Genomic DNA, 25,476 nt, shown 5'->3' with positions numbered 1-25,476 from the left:
TAGGATTCTGCATGTACCGCTGGTCCTTTTTCTTTTATCCTAATGTCATGAGGAATGAATCATGCAAAGGGGATGGGGCAGATGACAACGGAAACACCAACACCAAACCAATCAAAACCGCGTATTATTGACGCTGACGTACACAACGCAATTGCCAAAGCGCAGGATATATTACCCTATTTACCTAAGGTATGGCATGAACAGTGGCTTGCCGTTGGACCAGGCTATAGCGGTGGCTGGTATTCACCAATTGGGGTCATGCGCAAGGATGCGAAACAGCCGAATGGCGGGATGCCGGGTAGTGATCCGCACTTTATGCTGAAGCATCATTTTGAGAAGTGGGGTATCGATTATGGGATCCTTACAGGTTCTGGTGTTCTGGGGGTATCCCTGAACCCGGATCCCGATTACGGCAATGCTGTGATGAGTGCATACAATGACTGGCTTGTGGATCATTGGCTATCCGTGAGCCCGGTGTTCAAAGGCTCGATTCTGATTAACCACGCGGATCCGCTTGCATCAGCGAAAGAAATTGATCGTATGGCTAAGAACAAGAATATGGTTCAAATTATTATGTGCAGCGGCTCCCGAATGCTGTACGGTCAAAGATTTTTCCATCCGATCTATGAAGCTGCTGAACGAAATGGGCTGCCTGTTGCCGTTCATCCTGGCACAGAAGGTCGCGGCATTGCAGGGGCACCGACACCTTCGGGCTATCCGACGAAATATATCGAGTGGCACAATATTCTGCCGACCAACTATATGGCGCACGTGAACAGCCTTGTTTGTGAAGGCGTTTTCGAGAAGTTCCCAGGGCTAAAATTTGTCGCCATCGAAGGTGGCATTGCTTGGGCACCTCATCTCATGTGGCGTATGGATAAAAATTATAAAGCGCTTCGCGACCAGGTACCTTGGCTAAAAAGATTACCATCCGAGTATATTCGTCAGCACGTATACTTTACAACGCAGCCGATCGAGGAACCGGATAGACCGGATCAAATGAACCAAATTCTTGACATGGTGGGGGCTGACAACAACATCATGTTCTCATCGGATTATCCGCATTGGGATTTTGATAATCCGAAGGTTGTTTTGCAGCCTATTCGTAAAGAGCTGCGCCAGAAGATTTTATGCGACAATGCGATGAACTTGTATCGCTTGTTCGAGCGGCCGCAGTCAGCTGTATTGCCAACTAGCATCCTTGGGGAGGCATAGGCCATGGAGACGACAAAGCAGAAAGAGAAAACCTTGTATCCCGTGTGCACCGTAGATGAAGTACCCGAAGGTGCTCGTAAAATTGTGGAAGTCAGAGGGATGGAGCTCGGAATTTTTCACATCGGGGAACGCTGGTATGCTTGGCGTAACGTGTGCCCGCACGCTGCGGCTCCAGTCTGCGAGGGGGTTGTTTGCGGAACGCGCATGCCGTCGTTGGTATACGAGTATACGTATGGCAAGGATCGTGAAATCTTACGATGTCCATGGCATGGCTGGGAGTTCGATTTGCTGACGGGTAAGCATTTGGCAGAAGAAAATGGTGTAAAGCTGCGTGGGTATGAGCTTGAAGTTGTTGGAGAGGCCGTGTTTGTAAGAATTTAAAAGAAGAGTTCGTCCGTTAAATGTTAACGACCTAAAATAGTTGCGTTCACTCTTAGGGGTGGACGTTTTTGTTAGTTTGGTTCTCGCGTAGTGAAACTGTGGGCAGAGTGGCGGTAAGTGCAGGATGCCAGAGTGACGTTTGTCCGGTTTTTCCGAACTAAATCGGAGATTTCGTGCGAAAAAGCATGAATAGTCCGAATCTATCCAACTAAATGACCATTTTTCGCAGAAGGGCGTCGATTAGGGCGATTTAGAACGGCTATTTCGGACTAATTGAGGATTGTTGGTGTAGGGAGGGGAATTAGTTCGGTTATTCCTGACTATTAAGTGATGTTGCAGCGTAACTATGACGATATCAAGGTTTATTAGGAAAAAAGGAGTGACTAACATGGAGATAATACGAGATATCAGCTATTCCGATCATTTTACTGAATATAGAAAAATGGATTGGTTTATCCCGCTCAAACCGAGCAAACAAACAGCTCTTTTGTTCATTCACGGCGGTGGCTGGTATAAAGGCAATAAAGAGCAATGGCACGACGTTTGTGCCCATTTCGCAAGTGAAGGTTATATCTGTGCCACGGCAAGCTATAGACTCGTACCGCAATTCAGGTTTCCAGCGCAGATTGAGGATGTGAGACTGGCCATGCAGCATATGAAGACTACCAGTGAGAAGTTTGGTTTTGATGCAGATCGGATCGTCGTCGTGGGTTCTTCAGCTGGAGGACACCTGGCGAGCCTACTGGGAACGATACAGGTGGACGATTTGCTGGGTGTGGGGGATGAACTGCATGACCGAAATACCTTGCCTTATGCTGTGATTGGCTATTGCCCGGTAGTTACGATGTTCGACCGAAGGGAAACGATTGAGAATTTATTAGGTTTCCCGTTAGGGGCTAACGATGAGCTATACCAATTGGCTTCGCCTGTGCACCGATTGGTTGGAAACGAGCCTCCATTTCTGCTATTGCATGGTGATAAGGATACCCTTGTCCCGTTAGATCAAGTGACTAACTTCCATGAGCAAATAATGAAGCATGGCGGTCGTTCCCATCTTGTCGTTTTACCCGGTGTTGACCACGGATTTGGTTACGGTGTGGAGACGGAAGCTCAGCAACAATCGATTGAGGCCATTGAGCACTTCTTACGCAAGCTTCATAGCTAAATCTTGTTATTCATCTTGTGTAGGTCTGAATCCTAATGTATTTAGAGGGCGGAAATGCAGGATTATGATATAATTGATTGCATAAGTGAGGTGTCTATTCTGCAACAATTTCTATGTGGTCAATGCGCGCAATCTAATCAATTAAGTCTGGAAGATCGTATGGCTTTAGCACTCCAAATCAAGAGAGGCTATCCCTACATGTGCAGTCAGTGTTCTCAAACCTTTTTATACTCTTTAATTAGTGCACCTGTTGAAGTTGGGACTGAAGTTCTCGAAGAGCCGAATAATTCCGTTTCTGTTGCTGTTTCAACGCCGACACTTGAGAATAATAAGAATGAGGAAACTCCAAGAAAATCAGAAGCCGGTAACGTAGAGCAACTTGATCTCTTTCTTCTTTAATGAATACCCAAAAGGCTTAAACGAAATAAGGTGCCGTCTCCACAGTCATGGACTGAGGGGCGGCACTTTGTTTCGTTCAAGAGGAAGCATGCAAGCGTCAGGATGCCTTCTGCGTTTCAGCCGCGAAGGCGCGCTTCGCCCTTTCCGCTGGTAAAAGCAAGATCAAGACCGTCAGTAGCGATGCTGACAGGAAAACGACTGAACCCACGAGTGAGATGGAGACCGCATGGGCAAAAGTCGCATCCGAAGGAGGGGCTGACCGGTTCACCATCTCAAATACAGCGATCAGGACCGCAAGCCCAAGCGATGCGCCTGTCTGATGTGCAACATTGACGAGCCCTGACGCTGCTCCCGCGTCTTTGGCCTCAACGCCTGCCAATCCCAACGTCGTGAAGGGTTGGAAGATCATCCCGGCACCGCAGCCCATAATGAGTAGAGGGAACAACATATGAGATAGAAAGCTCGAATCAGCCGAAAGTTGGCTTAGCCAGCTTGTTCCGATGATGGCGATGATCAATCCAGCGATCAGTATTCTAGCGTTCCCGAACCGATTTACGAGCGAAGGCATGGCGTACATCATCCCAAACTGAACGATCGTGAATGGCATGATCGCAAGTCCAGCTTCCAAAGCGTTGAAATGAAGCACGTGCTGAAGAAATTGTGGAACAAAGAAAAAAATCGGATAATTTCCACACAAAAGCAACAACCTACCAAGATAGGCTCCTGATCGTGTTCGGCTTGCAAAAAGGCGGAGTGGTGTAATTGGCTCTTTGGCGCGTGCTTCAATCCATACGAAAGCCGCTAGTGAGATACCTCCGATAGCAATCGAGCCCCATACATCGGGCGATTCCCATCCGGCAGACGCGGCTTGAACAAATCCAAAGGCCAGCGCCGTCATGCCGATCACCGACGTCAGGGCTCCGAAGATATCCAATCGGCCGGCTTTGGACGCTGTCTCCTGCATAAAGCGAGGTATCATAAGAAGCAGAGCGATGCCGATCGGCACGTTGAGGAACATCCCGGCGCGCCAAGAGATCAGATCCGTCAGCATGCCGCCAATGAGCAAACCGACGCTGCCGCCGGCTCCCGCTACGGCACTGTATACCGCGATCGCTTTTGATCGTTCTCTAGCTTCCGAGAAGCTGACCGACAATAGGGCGAGCGCAGATGGCGTCGCCATCGCTGCCGCCAGTCCTTGCATTGCGCGAGCCGCGAGCAGCAGTGAAGCGGACGGGGCCAGGCCAGCCAGCAGAGAAGCTAGAGAAAACAAGGCAATCCCCACGCTAAAGGTTTTTCTTCTCCCTAGTATGTCCCCCGCGCGAGCTCCTAACAACAAGAATCCACCGAAAGCCAAAATATATGCGTTTTGCACCCAAGTCAAAGCGGTTGTCGACAGATGCAGCGTGCGTCCAATTTCGGGTAACGCCGTAACCAATACGGAAGCGTCGAGCACCATCATCAACTGACAGGCGACGATCATGATCAAAATAATTCGTTTCGAATGTTCACTCAAGTTCAAGAGGAAGACCTCCCTTTCACGTTATAACGCTATTATGCCGTGAATTTGCAGCGGGAAGTAGCTCGTTTCTGTCTAAAAATTGCTCAATACTGCAAATTAGAATTTCCTTTGTAGATGGATAGTCGGGTTGGCACTCTTGGTTGGCACTCTTAGGGGAAGGGGGTATAATAGGAAGGGGAAAAGGATGGAGGGATGTTATTATGCAGACGAAATTGGCAGAATTATTACATGTGGTGGAGTCGCTTGATCTTACGGAGGGGCGGAATGAGACGTCCATACCTTTTTTTTCGCTGGTCCGGCGTAACGGGCCGACGGCAATTATGCCCGGTGTACTCACTCCTTCTTTTTGCCTAGTTCTACAAGGGTCAAAAAAGCTTCATCTCGGTCAGGACACGATCTATTATGGTACGGGAGACTATTTAGTATCGTTAATGGATATACCGGCCTCTGGTCAAATCGTCGGTGCTAGGTGGCAATCGCCATATTTGGGCTTGCGAATTGACCTCACGGGGGAAGAAATTGCTTCTGTCCTGACGGATACGGGGATCAGCGTAAAGCCGCCCGACCGAAAGTTAGGCCCTGCTGCTTACGTAGGTAAATCCGATGAACACTTGCAGCACTTATTCATCCGGCTCCTAGAACTGCGAAGTAAACCTGAAGTGGAAGTCCGCTTCTTGTCTTCTCTGATCAAGCGTGAGATGATTTTCCGCTTGCTGACGGGAGATTATGGTCATTTGTTTGTCCAAAGGGTGTTTATGGACCAGCAGAACGAGGGGATTAGTCGAGCCATTGCTTGGATTAAGGAGAATTACAACAGGACCTTTACTATCGAAGAGGTCGCGAGATCGTCCAAAATGAGTGTCTCAGGACTTCATCATAAATTCAAAGCTGTCACGACGATCGCTCCTCTGCAATATCAGAAGCAACTACGCCTTCAGGAAGCGAGACGCCTCATGTTGAACGGCTCCACGAACGCCACGGCTGCTGCGCTGGAAGTCGGTTACGAGAGCCCGGCTCAATTCAGCAGGGAATACCGCCGGCTTTTCGGACTTCCTCCGTTGCAAGATATAAAAGCATTTCACAATAAACCAGTACCGGAAGCGTTCGAGAATAGTTGATTATTCATACATTTTTCGTACCCATAAGCAAAAAGGCAGAAATGTTCGATCACATGGATATTTGATAACATTCAGGAAAAAAGAATATTGAATCTTCCTCGCGCTTTGTTGATAGTTAGACTTATAAATGTTTTCGCTGGGGATACTCTAATAGTTCGATGGGAACTAGACGAATATTCCCTTTTTGTGTAGAGTATTATCATCGACCATACAGACATAGGGGAACGAATTATGACAAAAAAATGGTTTAATCGCTTACTGCTTTCCTATATTCCTGTATTGATATTAGTGACTTTCGTGCTGTCGTTTGTATTCTTCTACATGGTGAATAACATTTCTTCAAATCAAGCTAAGCAGGCTAATCACGTGTATACGGAACAAGTATTGAGTACGGTTGATTTTACGTTAAAGAAAGTCGAGCAGCTCGTTGTTAATGCATTCAACAATGATGAAAGCGCTCACTTATTTTTTTACAATACTCCGGAAGATCGCTATAACTCACAGTTCATTCCTTCAAAAAAAATAGGAGAGCTGACTTCACTAATTCCTGAAATTGACTCTTTGTATTTATATAGGGCAACCGATCAGTCTGTATTGATGAAGGATTCTCTCATGCAGGCAAGCGATTCAACGGAGTATACGTTTATTCGCAAGCTCCTACAGGACGGCATTCCACCAGGCTGGGTACCGGTTCGTTCCTTTAAGCAATCCGACGATGCACCTGTGAATTCAGTTGTGTCATTGGTTAGGGGTGTGCCGCTGCTGACGGGTGAAAAAGGGTTCGTCGTTGTGAACATCAACGTGAAAGCGATTGCCAGCTTAGTAAAGGATATGTCAGCTTCTAAATTTAGTTATGTAGATATTGTAGACCAAGCAGGGAATCAGGTCGTCAAGGAAAGCGAGATTGGGCACACAACAACGCTGACAACGTTGGTTTCAAGCTATTCGGGTTGGCAGATCGAGAGCGGGCTGCACGACGGCGGTACGTTCAAATTGTTTGCTACGATCCCGATGATTTGGCTAGTGATTATTCTTCTGGCGATTCTGAGCGGAATTGCGTGGATTGTATTTGTGACTAGGCGCAATTATAAGCCGCTAAAGGCGATTATGGACAAGCTAGAGAGTTCTTCCTCCTCCAAAAGCAAGTTATTCCAAGATTCGGAGGGGCAGGACGAATTGCAGTTCTTGGATAAGGCGATTACGAGTCTCATCGAGCAGTCGAATGAATATCAACAACAACAAGCGCAAGGAGTGGCCTATCGCCGTCAGCGTTTCATCCATGATTTGCTGACCGGTAACCGGATGTTCTCCGATGAGGATTGGCGGCTGGAGGCTAGCCTTCTTGAAAGTACGGATGCCTACGATTATTGGCATGTGATGGCCATCGGTATTGATGGATATACGGAGTTTACGAAGTTATATGATTATCGCGATCAAATTTTGCTTAAGTTTGTCGTGCAAAATGCGCTGCAAGAAATCGCGGACAAGCACGGTTGCCGCATTTGGATGGCGTGGATGGATGCAACGCGTCTGGGAGCGGCGATACAGGTGTTGCCGGATACGCAGAATCCTCAGGATCGAAGAAAAGTTGCGGCTCATATTGCCGGGGAACTCAACGAATGGATCCGCAATCATTTGAAATTTACGGTTTCCGTCGGAATTGGCAGTGACGTTACGGATGTGAGCGAAGTTTCGTTGTCCTATGAGGAAGCGATGCATGCGCTCGATTACAAAATCGTGCTTGGCGCAGACCAAGTCATTTCCTCCAGTGAAGTGAAAGTGAACAGCCAAGCGGCTTATGGTCACTATCATGAAATTCGTGTCATTGCCGGTCAATTTAAGCAAGGGAATGCCGAGTGGAAGCCGTTATTCCGTCGTTTGACGGAGTCGATGAAGCAAGATACGATGTCCCGTCAAGAATTACGGATGATTGTGGATTATATGAACTATCAATGGAATGCGGCATTTCAGGAAATGCTGCCCGAATACCGAGGCTACTGGGAAGAAACGGCTTTCCCTCAGCTGCAGGCTGAGATTGGTCAGTTGGAGACTGTCGAAGTGACGATGAGTCGTTATTACAATTGGCTCGAGCGAACAGACGATCAACTGAAGGAATTACGTGAGCGACGCAACGTGCATTCTACGGCACCACGTATTAAGGCGTATATTGATGCCAATTATGGGGACTCTAATTTATCACTGAATCTATTGAGTGAACATTTTAATCTAAGCACGAAGTATGTCAGCCAGCTTTTTAAAGATGAGATTGGCATTAAGTTTACGGAGTATTTGGCAGGTTTGAGAATTGAGCAAGCTAAAGTTCTGTTGAATGTCTCCAATGATTCAATTCAAGAGATCGCCAAACAGGTGGGCTACGACAATACATTATCCTTCATCCGGATGTTTAAAAAGATTGAAGAGATCACTCCAGGGGATTATCGCAAGTTAGGGAAAGGCGAGTAGTACTAGGAGGCAAATGGCTGTGTGAATAAGGTTCAAATGGCGATTCCGTAGGAGTGGAGCGCTGTTTGGGCCATTTTTTATAGTATACAAAATTCTAGATGATAATCATAAATCCGCCTCATCCTTTCCAACCAGAATATCGTGCGTAAAGCATGAAAATGAGCTCTTGTCGAAGGCTGTGTGTAGCCGTTTTAATAAGGGTACAACATGCAACACACAGAATGTGAACAAGGGGAGGATTGGATGGACAACGTGAAACAGGCGGTAGGGGTTTTATCTTCGTCTAGCACACAGGTAGTAAAGAAGACCAAACGTCAGGATCGCTGGTTATTCGTTATGTTTTTACCGGCATTGGTCTACTTTGTACTTTTCAAATACGTGCCGATGGGTGGACTCGTACTCGCTTTCAAAGATTACAACTTACATGATGGTATTTTGCACAGTCCTTGGGTAGGCTTCGATAATTTCCAGCTGTTATTTAAAAATCCAGATATGTTGAAGGTCATTCGTAATACGCTGATGATCAGCTTCCTGACCGTGGTCGTCGGATTTCCATTCCCGATTATCATCGCCATCTTGCTGAATGAAATGAAAGCGCAGTTCTTCAAACGAACGATACAAACTGTTCTGTATTTACCTCATTTTCTGAATTGGGTTATCGTGGGTTCATTTGTTGTACTTTTGTTAGCGCAAGAGCACGGCATCGTGAATAACCTCTTGGAGCGTTTGACGGGTCATTCGTACCCATTCTTATATAAAGAAGGGTCTTGGCTGGCCGTATTTCTAGGCTCTCATATTTGGAAGGAAGCGGGATACGGATCTATTATTTATCTCGCAGCACTGAGCAGCATCGACACCAGTTTGTATGAATCTGCCTCTCTAGATGGGGCGAACAAGTGGAAACAAATTTGGCACATTACACTGCCAGGTATCATGCCCGTCATTGTTCTCATGATGATCTTATCCTTAGAGCATGTGATGGATGTCGGATTTGATGCGATCTATGTCCTGCAAAATGCGAGCGTTCGAGATATTGCGAGTGTTATCTCTACTTGGAGTTACGCCATCGGCTTGGGCCAAGCAAAATACAGTTTGACGACAGCACTTGGGTTCTTTCAATCGCTTGTTGGACTGATCTTGGTGTTAACGGCGAATACAATTGCACGCAAGTTTAATCACGGATTATGGTGAAGGGGGAGATCACATGAAACAGTCATCTGGAGAACGGATCTTCTACTCCGTCAATTATGCGGTGATGGGCGTTATCGGTTTTATCTGCATACTCCCATTAATCTATCTGTTGGCCGTGTCCTTCAGTTCAGAACAAGCCGTCGTTTCAGGCAAGGTGGGATTGTGGCCGGTCGGGTTTAATTTGGATAATTACCGACTTGTTATTGAAGGTACAGGTATTGGCAAAGCGTTCTGGAACAGCATCGTCATTACCGTCTTTGGTACTTGTTTAAATATGGGTTTCACCGTTCTAGCCGCTTATCCGCTGGCCAAGAAAGCGTTCAAAGGCCGGCGATTCTATACCATGCTGATCTTGTTTACAATGTTGTTCAACGCAGGATTAATTCCCAACTACTTGTTGGTGAAAAATCTAGGACTCGTGAACACGTACTGGGCGCTTTGGCTACCCTCGCTTATCAGCGTATACAACATGTTGGTGTTAAAAACGTTTTTTGAAACGCTTCCCGACGAAGTCGAAGAAGCAGCGAGAATCGATGGAGCAAGCGAAGCGCGACTCCTTCTGCAAATCATCTTGCCGCTGTCTATGCCGGTACTGGCTGCGCTCACTTTATTTTATGCCGTCGGACATTGGAATTCTTTCTTGAATGTCATGCTTTATATTAACTCCAGCGACAAAAAGAACATGGCCGTTATGGTTCAAGAGATGGTAGCAAATAGCTTCTCTCGCCAAATGGATCAAGTGCAACCTGACCAGGTGCAAATGATTACCCCAGAAGCGATTCGAGCTTCAAGCATTTTCATTATGATTGTCCCTATGCTGATCTTGTATCCGTTCTTACAGAAGTATTTTGTTAAGGGGATTATGGTCGGTTCGATAAAAGGGTAAACCACATGAATGATTAATCACATTTATTTCAGGAGGGTTCGTATGAAAAACAAAAAGACATGGGTGTACGCAGGTTTAGTAACAACAGCAGCAATTGGGATGGTTCTGACAGGCTGTGCGAAAGAGGAGAAAACGACATCAACTTCTACTTCCTCTCCGAGTGCTGCTGCAACGCCAGCGGCAAAGGGAAAAGTATCGATCACTGTCTACGATCGGGCTAAAATTCCTGCGGAAGAAGGTAACTTCGAGAAAAATCGTTGGGTTGATTATATGAACAAAAATGGCCCTGTTGATCTTACAATCGTACCTGTGCCTCGCGACAAAACGATTGATAAATTAAACGTGCTGTTCGCATCGGGAAGCGCGCCAGATATTATCGTCGACTATAACGCGCCTGACCGTTCGACTTGGTATGAAAGTAAACAATTAATGCCGTTAAACGATATGATTGATAAATACAGCACGGTCTATAAGCAGCAGTTGGAGAAATATCCGGTTCTGAAAAAGCTCGGTACCCGTGCGGACGGTAAAATTTACGACATCGGCGCTGTACGCCAAGGTGATATCAACTGGATGCTGTGGGTACGTACGGATTGGCTGAAGAAGTTGAACCTAGAAGCGCCGAAGACAGCAGAGGATATGTTGAAAATCGCGAAAGCTTTCGTCGAACAAGATCCTGACGGAAACGGCAAGAAAGATACGTACGGCATGGCACTTGGCGGGTTCTTGAACTGGAAAGTTGCTGATTATATGTTTGGTGTACCGTATAACACGAACTATCAAGATCAGAACAGTGCTTTCTCTGTGTCTTGGAAAAATATGCAAGCAGCAACAGCCTTTAAGAAGCAACTATTCGATGGCGGCCTCGTTGATAAGGATTTCTTGACGGATCAGAACGGGGATAAAGCGAAACGTGATTTTATTAACGGTAAGCTCGGATTTTATATGACACAGCGCAGCGAAGCACAAGGTGTATTCGAATCATTGAGAAAGAATGACCCCAATGCACAAGTGACGCCAATTGCACTGCCAAGCACGCCGAACGGCCAATTCAGCCCTGCAATTAATACGCCGTTCACGATGGCTGGTGTTGTCAATGCGAAAGCGAAAGATCCGAAAGCGGTCATGCAATATATCGACTTTTTGAACACAGAGAAAACGGTGAAGACGCTTCGTTGGGGAACGGAAGGGGAGCACTATAAGCCGAATGCCAATGGCTGCCCGGTTCCAACAGATGCTGCGAAGAACACAGCAGAACGCAGCTGGAATGCCGATTATTCCATTCTTGTTAGCGAAGAATCCATGATGAAGTGTGATCCGGTACTAGATCTGCTTGATGCTAACAACGCGACGCAAATGGAATACAAAAAGTTGGTTGAAGCAGCTCGCAAAATCTACTTGAACCCAAGCAACCCAATGCCAGGTTCGGTTATTGATCTAAGCTTGCCATCTTTGCCTTCTGAGCTAAATACTATTGTCGCTAGTGTGAACTTTGACGATGAGTTGAAAAAATCCGTCGTGACAGGCAACTATTCCGCAGATAGTGTGATTACGAACATTCAGGGTACATGGACTAAGGCTGGCGGAGACAAGGTAGACGAATTCTACAACAACTGGTATAAGCAAAATAAAACGAATGCGGTCTCCATCAAAGATGTTTACGACCTCTTAGTTCAACAACAAAAACAAGCTGGGAAATAAAGATTAGGGAAATAAGGTGAATAGAGCGGATCATTGTCTGACAGACAGTGGTCCGCATTTAACTAAGTTGAAAAGCAATTTTCGTACTACTCTCATAGCAAATAGGAGGGAATTTAATGAGAAGCAAGCCCGCAAGCGCTGTGATGCTCATCCTTTGTTTATTGGTTCAGCTAGCAGGAGTAACGTGGAGAACTCCTGCCGCTCACGCCAACTCGGGTCCTGCACTGGTTTCAATTCGTTTGGACTCGAATGCTTATTCGCTGTCTGGGAATCAAACGCATGCTACTGTTGTTAACGCCCAATATGCCGACGGCAGTGAAGCGAATGTGACGGCAAGTTCCAGCTACTACAGTTCTCGTCCGTCCGTGGCAACTGTGAATAACGCAGGTGTCGTTACAACAGGTTTGTTTTCTGGAAACGCTTACGTAACAGCGCTGTTTCAAGGTCAGACGGCTAGCGCTGTGGTGACCGTCAACCCGCTCGTTAATCCTGGATTTGAACAGGATGCAACCGGATGGAGCGTAGGTTCAGCATCTGCGATAGTCACAGAGGATAAGTACACGGGCAGCAAATCATTAAGACTGACTTCGCAAGCTAGTTTCGGCAATTCCAAGAAAGTGAATATTCCCGTGCAGCCGAATACGAACTACAAGCTGAGCTTCTACGCCAAGAGCGGCGGCGGATTTCGCGTGTATGCAAGGAATGATGCTGCAGCGGTGGAACTGAGCAATAGCCGTGTGCAGACAACCAACAATGCTAATCCGATTTGGCAATTGTACACCAGTGGCACATTCAACTCAGGCGTGTATACCAACGTGACGATTTATCTATCCGATACAACAGCAGCTGTAGCGGGCAGCAAACATTATATCGATGATATCCAATTGATCGAGGTCCCGGCCGTGGTGCCGCAGGTAAGCTCGATTGCGTTTGCTGAGCCAGCATATGCCGTAAACAGCGGTTCGCAAACGGCAGCGGTCGCCCACGCGGTGCTTGCGGATAGCTCCTCTTCGCCGCTTCCAGCCGAAGCTGTCTACGCATCGTCCAATCCGAGCATCGCTTCGATCGATGCGAGTACGGGACAACTGACAGGCGTGGATATCGGCACCGCTCTAATCACCGCCATTTACCAAGGAAAATCGGCAACCGTGCCGGTAACCGTCAGCAAACGACTGGATCATATTCAATTTGGCTCAAACCAGCTTTACATGGCGTCAGGATCAAGCTATTCATCTGTTTTGCAAGCTGTTTATGAAGGAGGAACGACCGCAGTGATTACGAACGGAGCTTCTTACAGCTCATCAGCTCCACAAGTCGTTGCCGTTGATGCATCAACGGGCGTAATAAACGCCACGCAGGCAGGCAGCGCAACGATTACTGCCAATTATCAAGGGCAAGTTGCACAGACGACGATCGTCGTGGTGACGCCAGCGCAAATGCAATCTCTTCAAGTCAGTGAAGCGCCAAGCCTTCAAATGGAAGTGAAGCAAAACCGCAGTCTGCATGCCACAGCGGTCTTGCAAGATACGACGGTTCATGATGTGACCCTAACGGCCTCTTACCTATCCGACCATCCTGAAGTTGCTGCAGTGAATGCGCAAGGCCAACTAACTGCTTTGGCGGAAGGTACGGCGCAGATTCAAATTACTTTTGCAGGTCAGACTGCTTCCCTGCAGGTGCAAGTGACCGATCCGTATCGCGTGCTACGAGACAAATGGAAAACACAGCTCATCGGCGGCAACACGCTGGACTTAAACGATGCCGATGTAGCAGCGGCCTTCACCAAACGGACGAACTCGGCTCAAGCCCAGTGGAGTTCGATGCTTAAAACGCCGAATCGTACGTCCATTTGGAGCGATCTCAGCACGCAAAACTCCACGTCAGTCGTAACGAGCTATGCGAGATTGCGGACCATGGCGATCGCCTTTGCAACGCCAGGAAGCACTCTCTACCAGAATGAGACACTTGCACAGGACATTGCCCATGCGATGGATTGGTTGTACACGAACTGGTTCAATGAATCATCGACACTTGAAGGGTACAATAATGAATTCTATAACTTCCAAATTGCTACCCCGATGCAAGTGACGGATATTACTGCGCTGATGTATGACTATTTCACGCCTCAACAACGCAAGCATTATATGGACGCAGCTGAAAATGCCTGTCCGACCCCTGCCAATGGCGTCGGGTATACGGATGAAGGGGCTAACCGGGTATGGCGGGCCACGTCGGTCGCGGTCCGAGGCATTGTAACGCAAGATAGTAACGCACTTATGCTTTCTAGAGACGCTCTTGCAGATGTACTGAAATATGTAACGGTTAGCGACGGCTTCTATGTGGATGGTTCCTTTATCGCTCACGTTGCGCATCCTTATACGGGCGGCTACGGCAAGTCCTTGCTCGCCAGCATAAGTGATTTGGTCTACTTGCTCGATCAGTCGCAATGGGACTTGAATCAGACCTCGAAGCAGTTTCTATTCCAAACGGTGTTTGACAGCTTCGAGCCGCTCATGTACAAGGGTGCGGTTATGGATATGGTCCGAGGCCGAGAAATCTCACGGCCGCAAAAGACGGATCTAAACGCCGGACATGATATTATTGCGGCGATTCTCAAACTGAGCGAGTTCGCTCCGCAGCGGTCAGCACTTGCTTTTAAACGGATGGTGAAAGGTTGGGTTCAAGGAGAAGCTGAGGCGCAGAGCTTGTATAAAGATCTACCGCTTGGCGCGATTCCGTTAGTTAAGAACGTGATTCAAAATCCTGCAATTCTGCCACGCGAGGCGGTAGCAACGCACCAAAATTATGCCAGCATGGATCGCGTTGTCCATACAGGAACGGATTATGCTTTTGGATTAGCGATGGATTCGAGCCGAATTCTGAATTATGAGCAAGGAAATGGCGAGAACAACACGGGTTGGTATGCGGGAGAAGGCACAACGTACTTCTATAATGGCGATAGCAGTCCCTATACCGATGGCTTCTGGCCGACAGTGAATCCGTATCGGATGCCGGGGACGACCGTAGATACGCGTACGCGGCCAGAGAATCAGTCCGAAGCGAATAAGTATACACCGAATAACTGGGTAGGCGGAACAGAGCTGGGCGATCAGTTTGGTGCTTCCGGTATGGAGTTGAAAGCCTACAATTCGACGCTTACAGCGAAAAAGTCCTGGTTTATGTTTGATGACGAGATCGTCGCACTTGGAGCAGGCATTCAATCATCCGATAACCGTACCATTGAAACGATTGTCGATAATCGGATGCTGAATGCGGCAGGCAATCAAACGCTCACGGTTAACGGGACGGTGAAGCCTTCCACCTTGGGGTGGCAGGAGGAAATGAACGGTGTGAACTGGATCCAACTGGAGGGAACAGGCGGCTACTACTTCCCGCAATCGACGACAGTCAAAGGACTAAGGGAAGCGAGAACGGGCACTTGGAGCCGTTTGAATGCTATGTATGGAAGCGCAGATCCGATTACGCGGAACTATGCAACGCTTTGGCTTGATCACGGTGTGAATCCAGCGAACCAAGCGTACGAATATGTTTTTCTGCCGAATCAATCAGCGGCTCAGGTGGGGCAATATGCGGCTAACCCCGACATCGACATTCTCGTGAACAGTTCGGCAGTTCAGGCTGTGAGAGACCATAAGTTGCAGATCACCGCAGCAAATTTCTGGAACGATGCCGTTCAGACAGCTGGCGGGATGACATCATCCGGCAAGTCGTCCGTGATGGTACGTCAGATTGGAGATGAGCTGGAAATCGGTGTTTCTGATCCGACACAAGCGCAATCTGCAAGTCTTGAAATCGAGGTGGATCAAGGAGCGGCAGCTGTTCTATCCGCTGATCCCAACGTGACGATTACGCAAATTTATCCAACGATTAAATTGAGTGTTTATGTGAATAAAGCTGCCGGAAAAACAATGAAAGCGAAACTAAAGCTGGGTGTACCTGTGGAGACCGTTTCGTCCCTCCAGTTGGATAGCACCTCCTACGAGTTAGCGGTAGGGCAAACCCACCAATCGGTTGTAACGGCTGTCTACAATAACCAAGTGCTAGGTCCTGTAACCAATGGTGTGCGTTATGTTTCCTCCAATCCAGCCATTGCTACCGTGAGTGCCACTGGTTTAGTTACCGCTATAAGCAGCGGGCTTGCGGAGATTACGGCGATTTACGAATGGAAGTCAGTGAAGGCCATTGTCGTTATCCCAGGCAGACTGACCGATGAACTCAATACTTTTAATCTGCTGTATAAGAACGGAACCGATATGAAGATTGACACGGCAAATAGTGATAAGATGTACGGAGATATGGGGCGACTCACTAGGAGAACGAGCACGGAAGAAGCGATTGTCTATCGAACACCACTCGAAATGACCTCCTATCAGATTACGAGTTACTTCTGGCAAGGAGAACCAACGGTTGACTTTAGCGTGTACGGATCGGCGGATGGTATTACTTATCAGCCGCTTTCCATGGAAAAGATCAACGTTGGACCACAACTTCCGGATAGCACCTACTGGAGTAAGATCGTGTATCAATCCACCTCGATTCCATCGGGGCTGTCTTATCTAAAGATTGCTTTCCGCAACACAAGTGTAAATCCGTGGAACCCGCAAATTGGAAAAGTAGAGATTGATTTCGGAAGGAATAATTGAAGTAAATGATTTCATAGGGTGCCTCCTGAATGCTGGGGGGCACCCTCTTTCATTTTTTTAAATGAGAAGCTATTTTACTTAAAAATAATGCTAATAATTCGAAACAATGTGAAGGTAAGTAGGGGCAACATCGCGGTAAAATGAGACTATCTAATCGAAGGAGGAATTACTCTTATGGTAGAACAAACAATAGATATCCAGGCACTGGTTCAACAATTTCAAACGGACGGATATGTCATATTACGCAATGTGCTTAGTGCAGAGAAAGTAGAGCTTCTCAATTCAGCGGTGGATCGGTTGATATCAGCGGAAGAGGAGAGCTTAAGCTATAATTGGTATCATTCGGTAGCTAGAGACAAGGAGTTTCTCTCACTAATCGATGAGCCTACGGTGACGAAGTTGATGGCCAACATACTGGGGTACAATATTCAGTTGCATATTTCCCATCTGACTGTGCGCAAGCCGAATCCCAATGATCAGAAAACGGGAACAGCGAGTTTCATTGATTGGCACCAAGATGGACCTAGTCCGCATTTCCCTTCCATCGCAGGTTTGACTTCCTTGTACTATGTGAAAGCTTGCTATATCTTAAGTGACATGAGCCAACCTAATCGAGGAAACACCAAAATCATCCCAGGCAGTCACAATAAAGCAGGATACAAACCTGTACAGGGAGATGTGAATGTTCCTTTGGACGGTGAAGTTCAGGTTTGCGGTAAACCTGGTGATGTATTTATCTTCGGTCAAAACTTGTGGCATGCCGGCGCCCCGAACCGCTCAGAACATACGCGTCGCCAACTGTTTATGGGATATAGCCCGATTTGGATGCGACCTATCGACTACCATAAGGCTTCGGATGAACTGCTGGAAGGAGCTAATCCGATACAACGTCAGTTATTAGGGGACATCAGTAGTAATTACTTCAAATATTACGTGCCCGAGCCATCCATGGTGCCCGTGAAGCAGCTGTTGCTGGCCGAGGACAATGATAAGAGCGTGTATATGTAAAATAGTATGAACCATGCGTCGCACGCTAGCGCACAAAAATTGTGCGCAAGGGAAGTGACACGGTCGCCCGTCGCACGCTAGCGCACAAAAATTGTGCGCAAGGGAAGTAACGCGGTCGCCCGTCGCACGCTAGCGCACAAAAATTGTGCGCAAGGGAAGTGGCGCGGTCGCCCATCGCACGCTAGCGCACAAAAATTGTGCGCAAGGGAAGTGGCGCGGTCGCCCATCGCACGCTAGCGCACAAAAATTGTGCGCAAGGGAAGTAACGCGTTCGACCGTCGAACGCTAGCGCACAAAAATTGTGCGCAAGGAAAGTGACGCGTTCGCCCATCGCACGCTAGCGCACAAAAATTGTGCGCAAGGGAAGTAACGCGTTCGCCCATCGCACGCTAGCAGAGGAAGCAGGTTCATCACTCTCCTAAGTGATGAACGAAACAAAGAGGATGTTTCCAAAAGTCTAATTGTCTTTTGGAACATCCTCTTTGTACTTAAATACGATCTCTAGTCACGCCCTCTATACTGCTTCGGGCTCATACCAGTATGCTGACGGAACACTCTGGAGAAATAATTAGAGTCATTGAAGCCGCACTGATGTGCGATCAGAGTAATCGAATAAGTTGTGATGTCTAACAAGTTTTTTGCTTTTTGAATTCTTAATTCTTTGATATATTCGGTGATCGTTGATCCGGTGGTTTCCTTGAATTGATGGCTTAGGTAAGTTTCGCTGCAGAAGCTGATACCTGCCAGAGCGCTTAATGTGATTGGGTAGGTAAAATTTTCTTTAATATAGTGAAGGGTTCGACTCACGATAAAGCTTCGTTGATGAGCTTCAGCGCGCTGATCCATGCTTTGTCCGTGATGGGTGTTTAACAGGAAATTCTCGTAAAGAAGAATCAAGTATTGGGTCAGCATCCCGATATGGGTATGCAACTCCCCGATATTAAGATCGAGTGGACGAGTGGCAGTAAGAAATCGTTGCTCGAGTTCGTTAGGATTTAAGCCATACTTGGCTGCCTGCGTCTTTAGACGTTGTGAGGCGGCCTCGAGATCTGTGCTGAATTGTCCAACGCACAGGAAGGCAAGTAATCGTCCCTTCCAATGAATAGGGAATCTTAGTTCTTCAATACCCATATAACAAGAGCCGTATAAAGGTGTGGCTGACCTTGTACACATACGGCATAATACTTTTTTGTTGCGGGCACATGCTTGAAAGGTAGCCTCAAACCTCTTCACGTAATTACAGAAGGGATTATTGTGATATAGATAAGGCGAGAATACGATGGATAGCGAGCTATCCATTTCGCTAAGCCCAGCGATGTCGTGCAAGTTCAAACCGACAGAATAACGATCGCAGACGAATTGAAAATAGGTTTTAATCCGCTCGGCCGCCGACATGTCTACTTGAGCCAGCTGATGATTCAGCTTCTCAAACTGCATTCAAGTCCCCTCCTGTCTAGAATTATAACCATTATAACAAGCGATAATCCCCTTGAGTAGTATGAACAACAAACAAAGCGCCATCCAAGGAACAAGGAGGCGCTTTGTTTGTTAATGGCGTTAAGAATCAGACATGACTATGACTTAAACCAGCAACTTGGGGCAAGTCGTACAGTATTCCTTGATACTGGAGACCTCATAGTAGAAGCAGCAAGTTTGGCGAACCCGTATAGGCGTAGTAGAAATGGATGAGGTAGTCGGTTTACGAAAAAAGCGGCCCAATGGATTTTCTTTTTCCCCGAATAATGCACCAGGAGCCTGATGAATCAGATACTCGAAGTCTGCGCGGAACGGCTCAGGTTGTCCCCCTTGTACCCCGATTCGTTTCTCGTATAACGAGTACACACGAACCGCAACATTTTCCCATAAGATCGATTTAGGTACGTTGGCCACGCTAGACATGACTGCTATTATTTTCCCTATATTCTCTGCAAAAAGGGATGAAATAACCTCATTGCGCCAATTAGGCCGTTGGTCAGCTTCTGGCAGTGTAACGTCAGTATCGGAAAGACTGACATACGCAAGCCAGGAGTGACCAGGTGAAGAGGCGAGAGAGCAATTGTCGGCAGATAAATCGAGTCCCTTGTTGTACACAGTCATGGCGTAAAGCAGCGGAATAGCGGTTAAGGCGGCATATCTTTTGAAAAATTGCGAAGCTGTGATCATCCTCGATGGGGACTGTAGAAGCACTGTCAGATGGTCCAAATAATTGGAGCATAACTCCTTATCGAGCAAGTCCAAGGCTCTCACCGAATAAGCAGGACGGGATGCCTCATATTCACTCAAGCCAAATTGCCCACTCAAGTAATCCCATTCACCCTGCGCAAGCCGTGACTGCTTGTTCATACTCAACCTCCTAGGTCTCTCTGTTTAAAATGATTTATTTAAGCGCAGCAGCGATCTGATCCACAATTAAATTGATGGCAATGGGTCCATAATAACCGATCCACTGCGCTGTGTTTTCCGAATAGACGTGGTTATCCTTAACGGATTTCAGGTTTTTCCAGATCGGCGTATTCTGAAATTGCGTCGTTAGCTCCAGATTCGTCTCGTCTTGAAGCAGGAACATATGATCAGCATTCAACTCAGGGAGAACTTCAAAAGAAATCATGACACTTGTCTCTTTCGCGTTAACGGACATTTGAGGAGGAGTCAGGCCAAGATCGTTGTATAGGATTTGTGAAGTTCGATGTGCAGTCGTTTGCAGACGAATCAACTTATCTCTAGGACGGACCAAGGCAACCGTTTGACCATTCATTTTCTTTGCCAATGTTGTTTTTAGATCGCTTACTTTTTGCTTATAGTTAGTAACGATTTGTTGAGCTTCTTGCTGCTTATTCAAAATTTGCCCGAATTTCAATAGTACGGTCTGCCAGTCCTCCGTGCGCTGTAGGACAATCGTCGGTGCGATTTTCACTAAATTATCGTAGATCTTATTATGAGCATCCGTAGCGATGATGAGATCCGGTTCTAATCCAACAATTGCTTCCATATTTGGTTCCAAATAAGTGCCAAGTAACGGGATATTGCTCATTTTATCGCCCAAATAGGGAGGGAGACCGTTGTCGGTTTCGGCAATTACGCTGCCCGTCGGCTTAAAACCTAACGCTAGCATTTGATCAGCGAACTGAACGTCAAGCACGACAATTTTCTTTGGAACTTCCTTGAGTGTCATTTCACCCTTTAAATGCTGAATGGTTACCGGTGCTGCAGGGACGGATGGCGTAGCAGTAGCAGCTGGATTCGTCGTCGTTCCTGTGCCAGCATTGTTGCTGCTTTGCGTGGAGTTGCTGGCGCATGCGCTCAAAAAGATAACGAAACAGAGTAATAAGCTAAAGGTCGATATAAACTTCATTTTTGAAAACATATGATATTATTCCTCCAATTTGTTGAGAATGAGACTCATCGTCATCTACAATACTATAACGATTCATTCAGTGATCTTCCATGGATATTTGCGCCAATCTGCATGGATTGTGGCGACACCAAAAAACACTGTTGTTAGGATCAGCACATCCTGAACGAACAGTGTTTGTATGTGTAAGGAATTACTTGGCATCTAAGAAAGCTTTCGCTACGGAATCAACCACGTGATTCATCGCGATCGGGCCGTAATAAGCAATCCATATGCTTGATTTGGCGTGATATATGTGATGCTGCTTTACGGCGCGTAGACCTCTCCATGTCGTCGTAGTCTGAAGCTCATCCGACCAAGATTTATAGTGGTTGTTGGTCAATACGAAATAATGGTCCGCATCCACTTCTGGCAAACCCTCCAAAGAAATCAACGAGCTCGTCCTTTTGCGGTCAATCGCTTGTTTAGGCGGATTCAGCCCCAGATCAGTGTATAGAATCGCCGCCGTACGATGGGCACATGTGTGCAGTCTAATCGCATTGTCTAACGGCCTGATCAATGTTACCGACTGTCCAGACATCTTGGCTGCAAGTTGCGATTTCAGCCCATTAATTTTGTTTTTATAGAGCTGTATGACCTGTTCCGCCTCCAACTTCTTACCCAGGATCCGCCCGATGGTTCGCAACGTTTCTCTCCAGTCGCGATTTCGCTTCAGCATAACGGTCGGCGCTATCTGCGTGAGGCTGGCAAAAATGTGGCTCTGGATCTCGGTGCAAATGATCAGATCGGGTGCCAAGGAACGCAGCGCTTCCAGATCAGGACCATGCATTGTGCCCAAGACTGTCACCTCACGAGGCTTTCCGAACAGATACTCTGGAAAGTTACTTAGATCATCTGGGTCCATGACGCTGCCGGCGGGCTGTTCACCTAACGCCAGAAAATGGTCCAAAAACTGGGGATCCAGCAGAGCGATTTTCTCAGGCTGTCGCTGGAGTATCAGTTCACCTTTTAGATGGATAATCGTCGGTTGTGAGCGATGGAAGGGAGCATGCATCGGACTGCTAACCGTTAAGGCTTGTTGCATGGATTCTCGATACATGCTTGGAGAAACGCCAGTGTAGCGTTTAAATAATCGGCTGAAATAGTAGTTATCCAGATAACCGACAGCTTCGGAAATATCCTTGAGTCCTGCCTTCGTACCGCTAAGCAATTCCTTAGCCTTGTCGATACGTATCTGCATCAGGTAGTCAATCGGCCCAAGACCCAGTCGCTTATTGAACATCCGTTGCATGGTTCGCGAACTGCTGTTGAATAGCATAGCAAGTGTGTCGGCTGTAATCGGTTCGGCATAGTGTTCATCTATATATCTAACAGCTTGCAGAACCATATCTGGTGAATCCTGCTCCATTTGCTGATGCTGCAGTTGTCCCATTAGCTCGCAAATCAACTGATAAAATAACGATTTAACCTGCAATCTCCCCATAGCTTCAGGCTGTTCCCATTCTTGCTCCATACGGGATAAAGTGTTGAGCAGCGGAGCTGCATGACTGACGACACAAGCATATTGGCTATCAAACGGTTTTGTACGAGCCAGCAATTGAATCAGATCTTGACTGCATGGCAGCGGTAGAGAAGCTTTATACATAATGAGGTAATATTCGAAAGAATCAGTGATGTCGGTGATAGTAAGCACAGTGCCTTTGCCTGCGTGACACACATAGCCATTCTCCACATGATGCTCATTCCCATCCAGTAGGAGCCGAGCACGACCTTTTACGATGTATAAAATTGCACTTGACGCAAGCTTGGATGTCTGCAAATATTCGCTGATCGGTCGTTCGGACCGCTGAACATCAATTATTTTTAACAATGCCTGGTTCCAAAGTATAAGGTGATTTTCCACAATCATAACATGATGTCAGCTCCTGTTAGGTCCATCTTTATTCCTTTGAGATATGCTATCATCTTACCACTATCCGAATGAGCATAGTACATGTTCCTTGCCAAAAACAAATGAAAGAGTGCCGAAATTTTGAGATGTTCGGCAGGTTGCGGAGCAGTAGACTAAAGAGGTGGAAAGGAGCGTGTGTGTATGCCGTCTCTATTGGGGCATAACCTGCGATGAGGGCGCTGTCATCGTACTATTTTGTGCAAGCGCTGCTCACGGTCATTGCTCTGTATTATTTGCCTCTGTTCCTCCAGCATGAGGGCTATACGGTTGTACAGGTAGGGTTGCTCGTATCCGCGGGCGCTATTGCCTCGATCGTGGCACCGCCTCTGTGGGGAGTGGTGGGAGATCGCTGGCGCAAGTTGAAGCCGCTGCTTCTTATCCTGCTGGCGTTGTCACTAGCTGCAGGAAGCCTGATGTTCCGCATGGAAACGCTGATATCGGTTTTCGTCGTTTACGCCTTATTCATGTTCGTGTATTCTCCGCTTACACCGTTGGCGGATACGATGGCGATTGCCTACTCGGCACGCAGGGGCACGAGCTATGGGAGCATTCGGCTGTGGGGCTCCGTCGGGTTATCAGTAGGCAGTCTGTTCTTCGGAACGATCTTCAGCTATTGGGGCATCGCTACGCTTCCAGCTGTATTTGCGACAGTGATCGTACTGTTGATTTTCGTCGGGACACAGCTTCCGAGCGAGGGGAATCACCAGGTGAAGTCGATGCAGCTTCGTCATCTCAGGGAATTACTGAGCGACCGAACGTATCTGGGTTTTGTGGCTGCAGTGACAGTCATGGTCATTCCTTTTCGTATGAATGATCAGTTGTTCAGTGTTTATATGAAAATGCAGGGCGCGACGGATTTTCAGATCGGTCTAGCTTGGGGGGCAGCCACGTTATGCTCGATTCCAGCCTACTATGGCTCGGGATGGCTGCTCCGGCGGTATGGGGAAACGCAGCTGCTGGTGTTTGCCGGGTGGATGTTCGTCCTTCGCTGGATCACTCTGGCATGGATGAAGGATCCGCTGTGGCTGATACTTCATCAAGCGATGAATCTTGTGACCGTCCCCATCCTCTATGTCGCAGTCGTGCTGCAAGTTTCCAAGCTAGTACCGCAGCATCTGCAGACTACGGGTCAAGCGGTGTTCACAGCGGTATTCGCTGGGGTAGCCGGATTGATCGGAAGCACAGTTGGAGGTTGGGGAATGGGACGCTTCGAGCCTAACGTCGTGTATTTGGCAGGCGGAGGACTCGCTTGTATCGGTACACTACTAACAATGGTGTGGTCAAAAAACAGAGGCGAGAGGAGAGTTGTACATGGCACAGAAAGCATTTTGTGAGAAACAGGATTTTGAAACGGCAGGGGATCGCGGTTACGCGGTGTACCGAATTCCGGGGTTAATTACAACAAAGCGAGGAACCGTAATCGCCTGGTATGATGCCCGCAAGGGTAGAGGGAGTGACTGGGATCCGATAGATATCGTCATGCGGCGCAGCTTTGATAACGGTGTCACTTGGGAGGCACCACAAATTCTTGTCGGATATGAGCGCTACAGTGTGAAGGAGCCGATCAACAATCTGGTGTTGTTTGCCGACATGGAGACAGGGGACGTGCACTGCTTGTACTGCACGAATTATGAACGACTCTATGCGATGAAATCCGACGATGAAGGGTCATCGTTTAGCGAGCCTGTCGAGATTACTTCTGTCATGGAGACGTATCGTTCCGAGTACGACTGGAAGGTTATTGCTCCCGGTCCAGGACACGGCATCCAGCTCACGAGCGGACGTCTTGTCATACCGGTATGGTTATCTCTAGGTACGGGGGAAGAGTTTGGAAATGGAAAAAAAGGTCATCGTCCATCCGATGTCGTCTCCATCTATAGCGATGATCACGGGAAGACGTGGCATCCGGGACAATTCGTTGTGCGCTCTTCGGACGCCGTGCTGCATCCGAATGAGACCGTGCCGGTGCAATTATCAGACGGCAGCGTATTATTCAACGTGCGAACCGAATCCGATACGTTCCGTCGCTTGATTACTACCAGTCCGGATGGGGCGACGGCATGGTCTCAGCCTTATTATGACGAGGCGCTGCCGGATCCGATCTGTTTCGGGTCCATTATCAAACTGCCGGAGCAGCAAGGGGTTGACGTCGCGCCGATTCTGTTCGCTAACTTGTCTGATTTGACGGGACCCCAGCGGACAACCAAGGTCAGTGAGCAGCTGACCGTTCATCCATACGCTCGCAGGGGCTTAACCATCAAGGCGAGTGTGGACGATTGTCAGACCTGGACGGCGTGTAAGTCGCTGGAGCCAGGACCCGCGCAATATTCTGACCTAGCGGTAGCAGCCGACGGTTCGATCCTGTGTCTGTATGAAAGAGGAGCGAAGACCGAGCAGGCGGATGAGCGAAAAATGACGTTAGCCCGGTTCAATTGGGCTTGGGTCATGGAGACGTAGAAGGTT

At 47.6% G+C, this 25,476-nt stretch carries 18 protein-coding genes; 13 read left to right on the top strand and 5 right to left on the bottom strand.

The window, feature by feature from the left end; genetic code table 11:
• The first annotated feature begins 81 nt into the window (after positions 1 to 81).
• From J2736_RS14650 to J2736_RS14635, 4 genes are all read left to right on the top strand, one after another.
• The gene (locus J2736_RS14650) at positions 82 to 1,215 is read left to right on the top strand and encodes an amidohydrolase family protein (protein ID WP_310499341.1); all 1,134 of its coding nucleotides are present in this window, start codon (positions 82 to 84) and stop codon (positions 1,213 to 1,215) included.
• Between the two features lie 3 nt (positions 1,216 to 1,218).
• Entirely contained in the window at positions 1,219 to 1,596 is a 378-nt protein-coding gene (locus J2736_RS14645) for a Rieske (2Fe-2S) protein (RefSeq protein ID WP_310499340.1), read from the top strand.
• Between the two features lie 388 nt (positions 1,597 to 1,984).
• On the top strand, positions 1,985 to 2,761 hold the full coding sequence (locus tag J2736_RS14640) for an alpha/beta hydrolase (RefSeq protein WP_310499339.1): 777 nt from the start codon (positions 1,985 to 1,987) through the stop codon (positions 2,759 to 2,761).
• 54 nt (positions 2,762 to 2,815) lie between these two features.
• Positions 2,816 to 3,160: a hypothetical protein gene (locus J2736_RS14635; protein WP_310499338.1), complete on the top strand. Its 345-nt coding sequence runs from the start codon at positions 2,816 to 2,818 to the stop codon at positions 3,158 to 3,160.
• 97 nt (positions 3,161 to 3,257) lie between these two features.
• Here the strand turns inward: J2736_RS14635 and J2736_RS14630 are convergent, their stop codons facing one another.
• Positions 3,258 to 4,679, bottom strand: coding sequence for an MFS transporter (locus J2736_RS14630; RefSeq protein ID WP_310499337.1), 1,422 nt, complete (start codon positions 4,677 to 4,679; stop codon positions 3,258 to 3,260).
• Positions 4,680 to 4,879: 200 nt separating this feature from the next.
• Here J2736_RS14630 and J2736_RS14625 point away from each other — a divergent pair, with 200 nt between their 5' ends.
• From J2736_RS14625 to J2736_RS14595, 7 genes are all read left to right on the top strand, one after another.
• Positions 4,880 to 5,797 (top strand): AraC family transcriptional regulator, encoded by a 918-nt coding sequence (locus J2736_RS14625; protein WP_310499336.1) that lies wholly within the window; start codon positions 4,880 to 4,882, stop codon positions 5,795 to 5,797.
• Between the two features lie 231 nt (positions 5,798 to 6,028).
• The gene (locus J2736_RS14620; RefSeq protein ID WP_310499335.1) at positions 6,029 to 8,260 is read left to right on the top strand and encodes a helix-turn-helix domain-containing protein; all 2,232 of its coding nucleotides are present in this window, start codon (positions 6,029 to 6,031) and stop codon (positions 8,258 to 8,260) included.
• A gap of 243 nt (positions 8,261 to 8,503) precedes the next feature.
• The gene (locus tag J2736_RS14615; protein ID WP_310499334.1) at positions 8,504 to 9,451 is read left to right on the top strand and encodes an ABC transporter permease; all 948 of its coding nucleotides are present in this window, start codon (positions 8,504 to 8,506) and stop codon (positions 9,449 to 9,451) included.
• 13 nt (positions 9,452 to 9,464) lie between these two features.
• Complete coding sequence (locus tag J2736_RS14610) at positions 9,465 to 10,337, top strand: carbohydrate ABC transporter permease (RefSeq protein WP_310499333.1); 873 nt, start codon at positions 9,465 to 9,467, stop codon at positions 10,335 to 10,337.
• Between the two features lie 42 nt (positions 10,338 to 10,379).
• Positions 10,380 to 12,038, top strand: a complete 1,659-nt coding sequence (locus tag J2736_RS14605) for an extracellular solute-binding protein (RefSeq protein WP_310499332.1) — start codon at positions 10,380 to 10,382, stop codon at positions 12,036 to 12,038.
• 116 nt (positions 12,039 to 12,154) lie between these two features.
• Positions 12,155 to 16,702: a polysaccharide lyase family 8 super-sandwich domain-containing protein gene (locus tag J2736_RS14600; RefSeq protein ID WP_310499331.1), complete on the top strand. Its 4,548-nt coding sequence runs from the start codon at positions 12,155 to 12,157 to the stop codon at positions 16,700 to 16,702.
• A 174-nt stretch (positions 16,703 to 16,876) separates the two neighbouring features.
• Entirely contained in the window at positions 16,877 to 17,710 is an 834-nt protein-coding gene (locus tag J2736_RS14595; protein ID WP_310499330.1) for a phytanoyl-CoA dioxygenase family protein, read from the top strand.
• Between the two features lie 501 nt (positions 17,711 to 18,211).
• On the opposite strand, the gene J2736_RS14590 is transcribed toward J2736_RS14595, so the two are convergent.
• The 4 genes from J2736_RS14590 to J2736_RS14575 all read right to left on the bottom strand — a co-directional run bounded on the left by J2736_RS14590 (position 18,212) and on the right by J2736_RS14575 (position 22,971).
• Positions 18,212 to 19,147, bottom strand: coding sequence for a helix-turn-helix transcriptional regulator (locus J2736_RS14590; RefSeq protein ID WP_310499329.1), 936 nt, complete (start codon positions 19,145 to 19,147; stop codon positions 18,212 to 18,214).
• 144 nt (positions 19,148 to 19,291) lie between these two features.
• The gene (locus tag J2736_RS14585; protein ID WP_310499328.1) at positions 19,292 to 20,053 is read right to left on the bottom strand and encodes an IucA/IucC family C-terminal-domain containing protein; all 762 of its coding nucleotides are present in this window, start codon (positions 20,051 to 20,053) and stop codon (positions 19,292 to 19,294) included.
• A 34-nt stretch (positions 20,054 to 20,087) separates the two neighbouring features.
• Positions 20,088 to 21,062 (bottom strand): ABC transporter substrate-binding protein, encoded by a 975-nt coding sequence (locus tag J2736_RS14580; protein WP_310499327.1) that lies wholly within the window; start codon positions 21,060 to 21,062, stop codon positions 20,088 to 20,090.
• A gap of 193 nt (positions 21,063 to 21,255) precedes the next feature.
• Positions 21,256 to 22,971, bottom strand: coding sequence for an AraC family transcriptional regulator (locus J2736_RS14575; RefSeq protein WP_310499326.1), 1,716 nt, complete (start codon positions 22,969 to 22,971; stop codon positions 21,256 to 21,258).
• 212 nt (positions 22,972 to 23,183) lie between these two features.
• On the opposite strand from J2736_RS14575, the gene J2736_RS14570 reads away from it, so the two are divergent.
• Together J2736_RS14570 and J2736_RS14565 are read left to right on the top strand one after the other, a co-directional pair.
• Positions 23,184 to 24,347: an MFS transporter gene (locus J2736_RS14570; RefSeq protein ID WP_310499325.1), complete on the top strand. Its 1,164-nt coding sequence runs from the start codon at positions 23,184 to 23,186 to the stop codon at positions 24,345 to 24,347.
• A complete protein-coding gene (locus J2736_RS14565) occupies positions 24,325 to 25,470 on the top strand; it encodes a sialidase family protein (RefSeq protein WP_310499324.1) in 1,146 nt (381 codons plus the stop codon). The genes J2736_RS14570 and J2736_RS14565 overlap by 23 nt, the downstream gene beginning before the upstream one ends.
• The last annotated feature ends 6 nt before the right edge of the window (positions 25,471 to 25,476 follow it).

Origin of the sequence: Paenibacillus qinlingensis, from assembly GCF_031455095.1 — a bacterium.
In the GTDB taxonomy this organism is placed as follows: domain Bacteria; phylum Bacillota; class Bacilli; order Paenibacillales; family NBRC-103111; genus Paenibacillus_E; species Paenibacillus_E qinlingensis_A.
This window is presented reverse-complemented; position numbering and strand designations above follow the sequence as displayed.

What these genes read in the sequence shown, in the direction of transcription:
- J2736_RS14610 (WP_310499333.1), top strand. Translation starts at nt 9,465, where the DNA reads ATGAAACAGTCATCTGGAGAACGGATCTTCTACTCCGTCAATTATGCG.
- J2736_RS14575 (WP_310499326.1), bottom strand. Translation starts at nt 22,971, where the DNA reads ATGATTGTGGAAAATCACCTTATACTTTGGAACCAGGCATTGTTAAAA.
- J2736_RS14565 (WP_310499324.1), top strand. Translation starts at nt 24,325, where the DNA reads ATGGCACAGAAAGCATTTTGTGAGAAACAGGATTTTGAAACGGCAGGG.
- J2736_RS14650 (WP_310499341.1), top strand. Translation starts at nt 82, where the DNA reads ATGACAACGGAAACACCAACACCAAACCAATCAAAACCGCGTATTATT.
- J2736_RS14570 (WP_310499325.1), top strand. Translation starts at nt 23,184, where the DNA reads ATGAGGGCGCTGTCATCGTACTATTTTGTGCAAGCGCTGCTCACGGTC.
- J2736_RS14590 (WP_310499329.1), bottom strand. Translation starts at nt 19,147, where the DNA reads ATGCAGTTTGAGAAGCTGAATCATCAGCTGGCTCAAGTAGACATGTCG.
- J2736_RS14645 (WP_310499340.1), top strand. Translation starts at nt 1,219, where the DNA reads ATGGAGACGACAAAGCAGAAAGAGAAAACCTTGTATCCCGTGTGCACC.
- J2736_RS14605 (WP_310499332.1), top strand. Translation starts at nt 10,380, where the DNA reads ATGAAAAACAAAAAGACATGGGTGTACGCAGGTTTAGTAACAACAGCA.
- J2736_RS14625 (WP_310499336.1), top strand. Translation starts at nt 4,880, where the DNA reads ATGCAGACGAAATTGGCAGAATTATTACATGTGGTGGAGTCGCTTGAT.
- J2736_RS14580 (WP_310499327.1), bottom strand. Translation starts at nt 21,062, where the DNA reads ATGAAGTTTATATCGACCTTTAGCTTATTACTCTGTTTCGTTATCTTT.
- J2736_RS14620 (WP_310499335.1), top strand. Translation starts at nt 6,029, where the DNA reads ATGACAAAAAAATGGTTTAATCGCTTACTGCTTTCCTATATTCCTGTA.
- J2736_RS14615 (WP_310499334.1), top strand. Translation starts at nt 8,504, where the DNA reads ATGGACAACGTGAAACAGGCGGTAGGGGTTTTATCTTCGTCTAGCACA.
- J2736_RS14595 (WP_310499330.1), top strand. Translation starts at nt 16,877, where the DNA reads ATGGTAGAACAAACAATAGATATCCAGGCACTGGTTCAACAATTTCAA.
- J2736_RS14640 (WP_310499339.1), top strand. Translation starts at nt 1,985, where the DNA reads ATGGAGATAATACGAGATATCAGCTATTCCGATCATTTTACTGAATAT.
- J2736_RS14635 (WP_310499338.1), top strand. Translation starts at nt 2,816, where the DNA reads ATGCAGGATTATGATATAATTGATTGCATAAGTGAGGTGTCTATTCTG.
- J2736_RS14585 (WP_310499328.1), bottom strand. Translation starts at nt 20,053, where the DNA reads ATGAACAAGCAGTCACGGCTTGCGCAGGGTGAATGGGATTACTTGAGT.
- J2736_RS14600 (WP_310499331.1), top strand. Translation starts at nt 12,155, where the DNA reads ATGAGAAGCAAGCCCGCAAGCGCTGTGATGCTCATCCTTTGTTTATTG.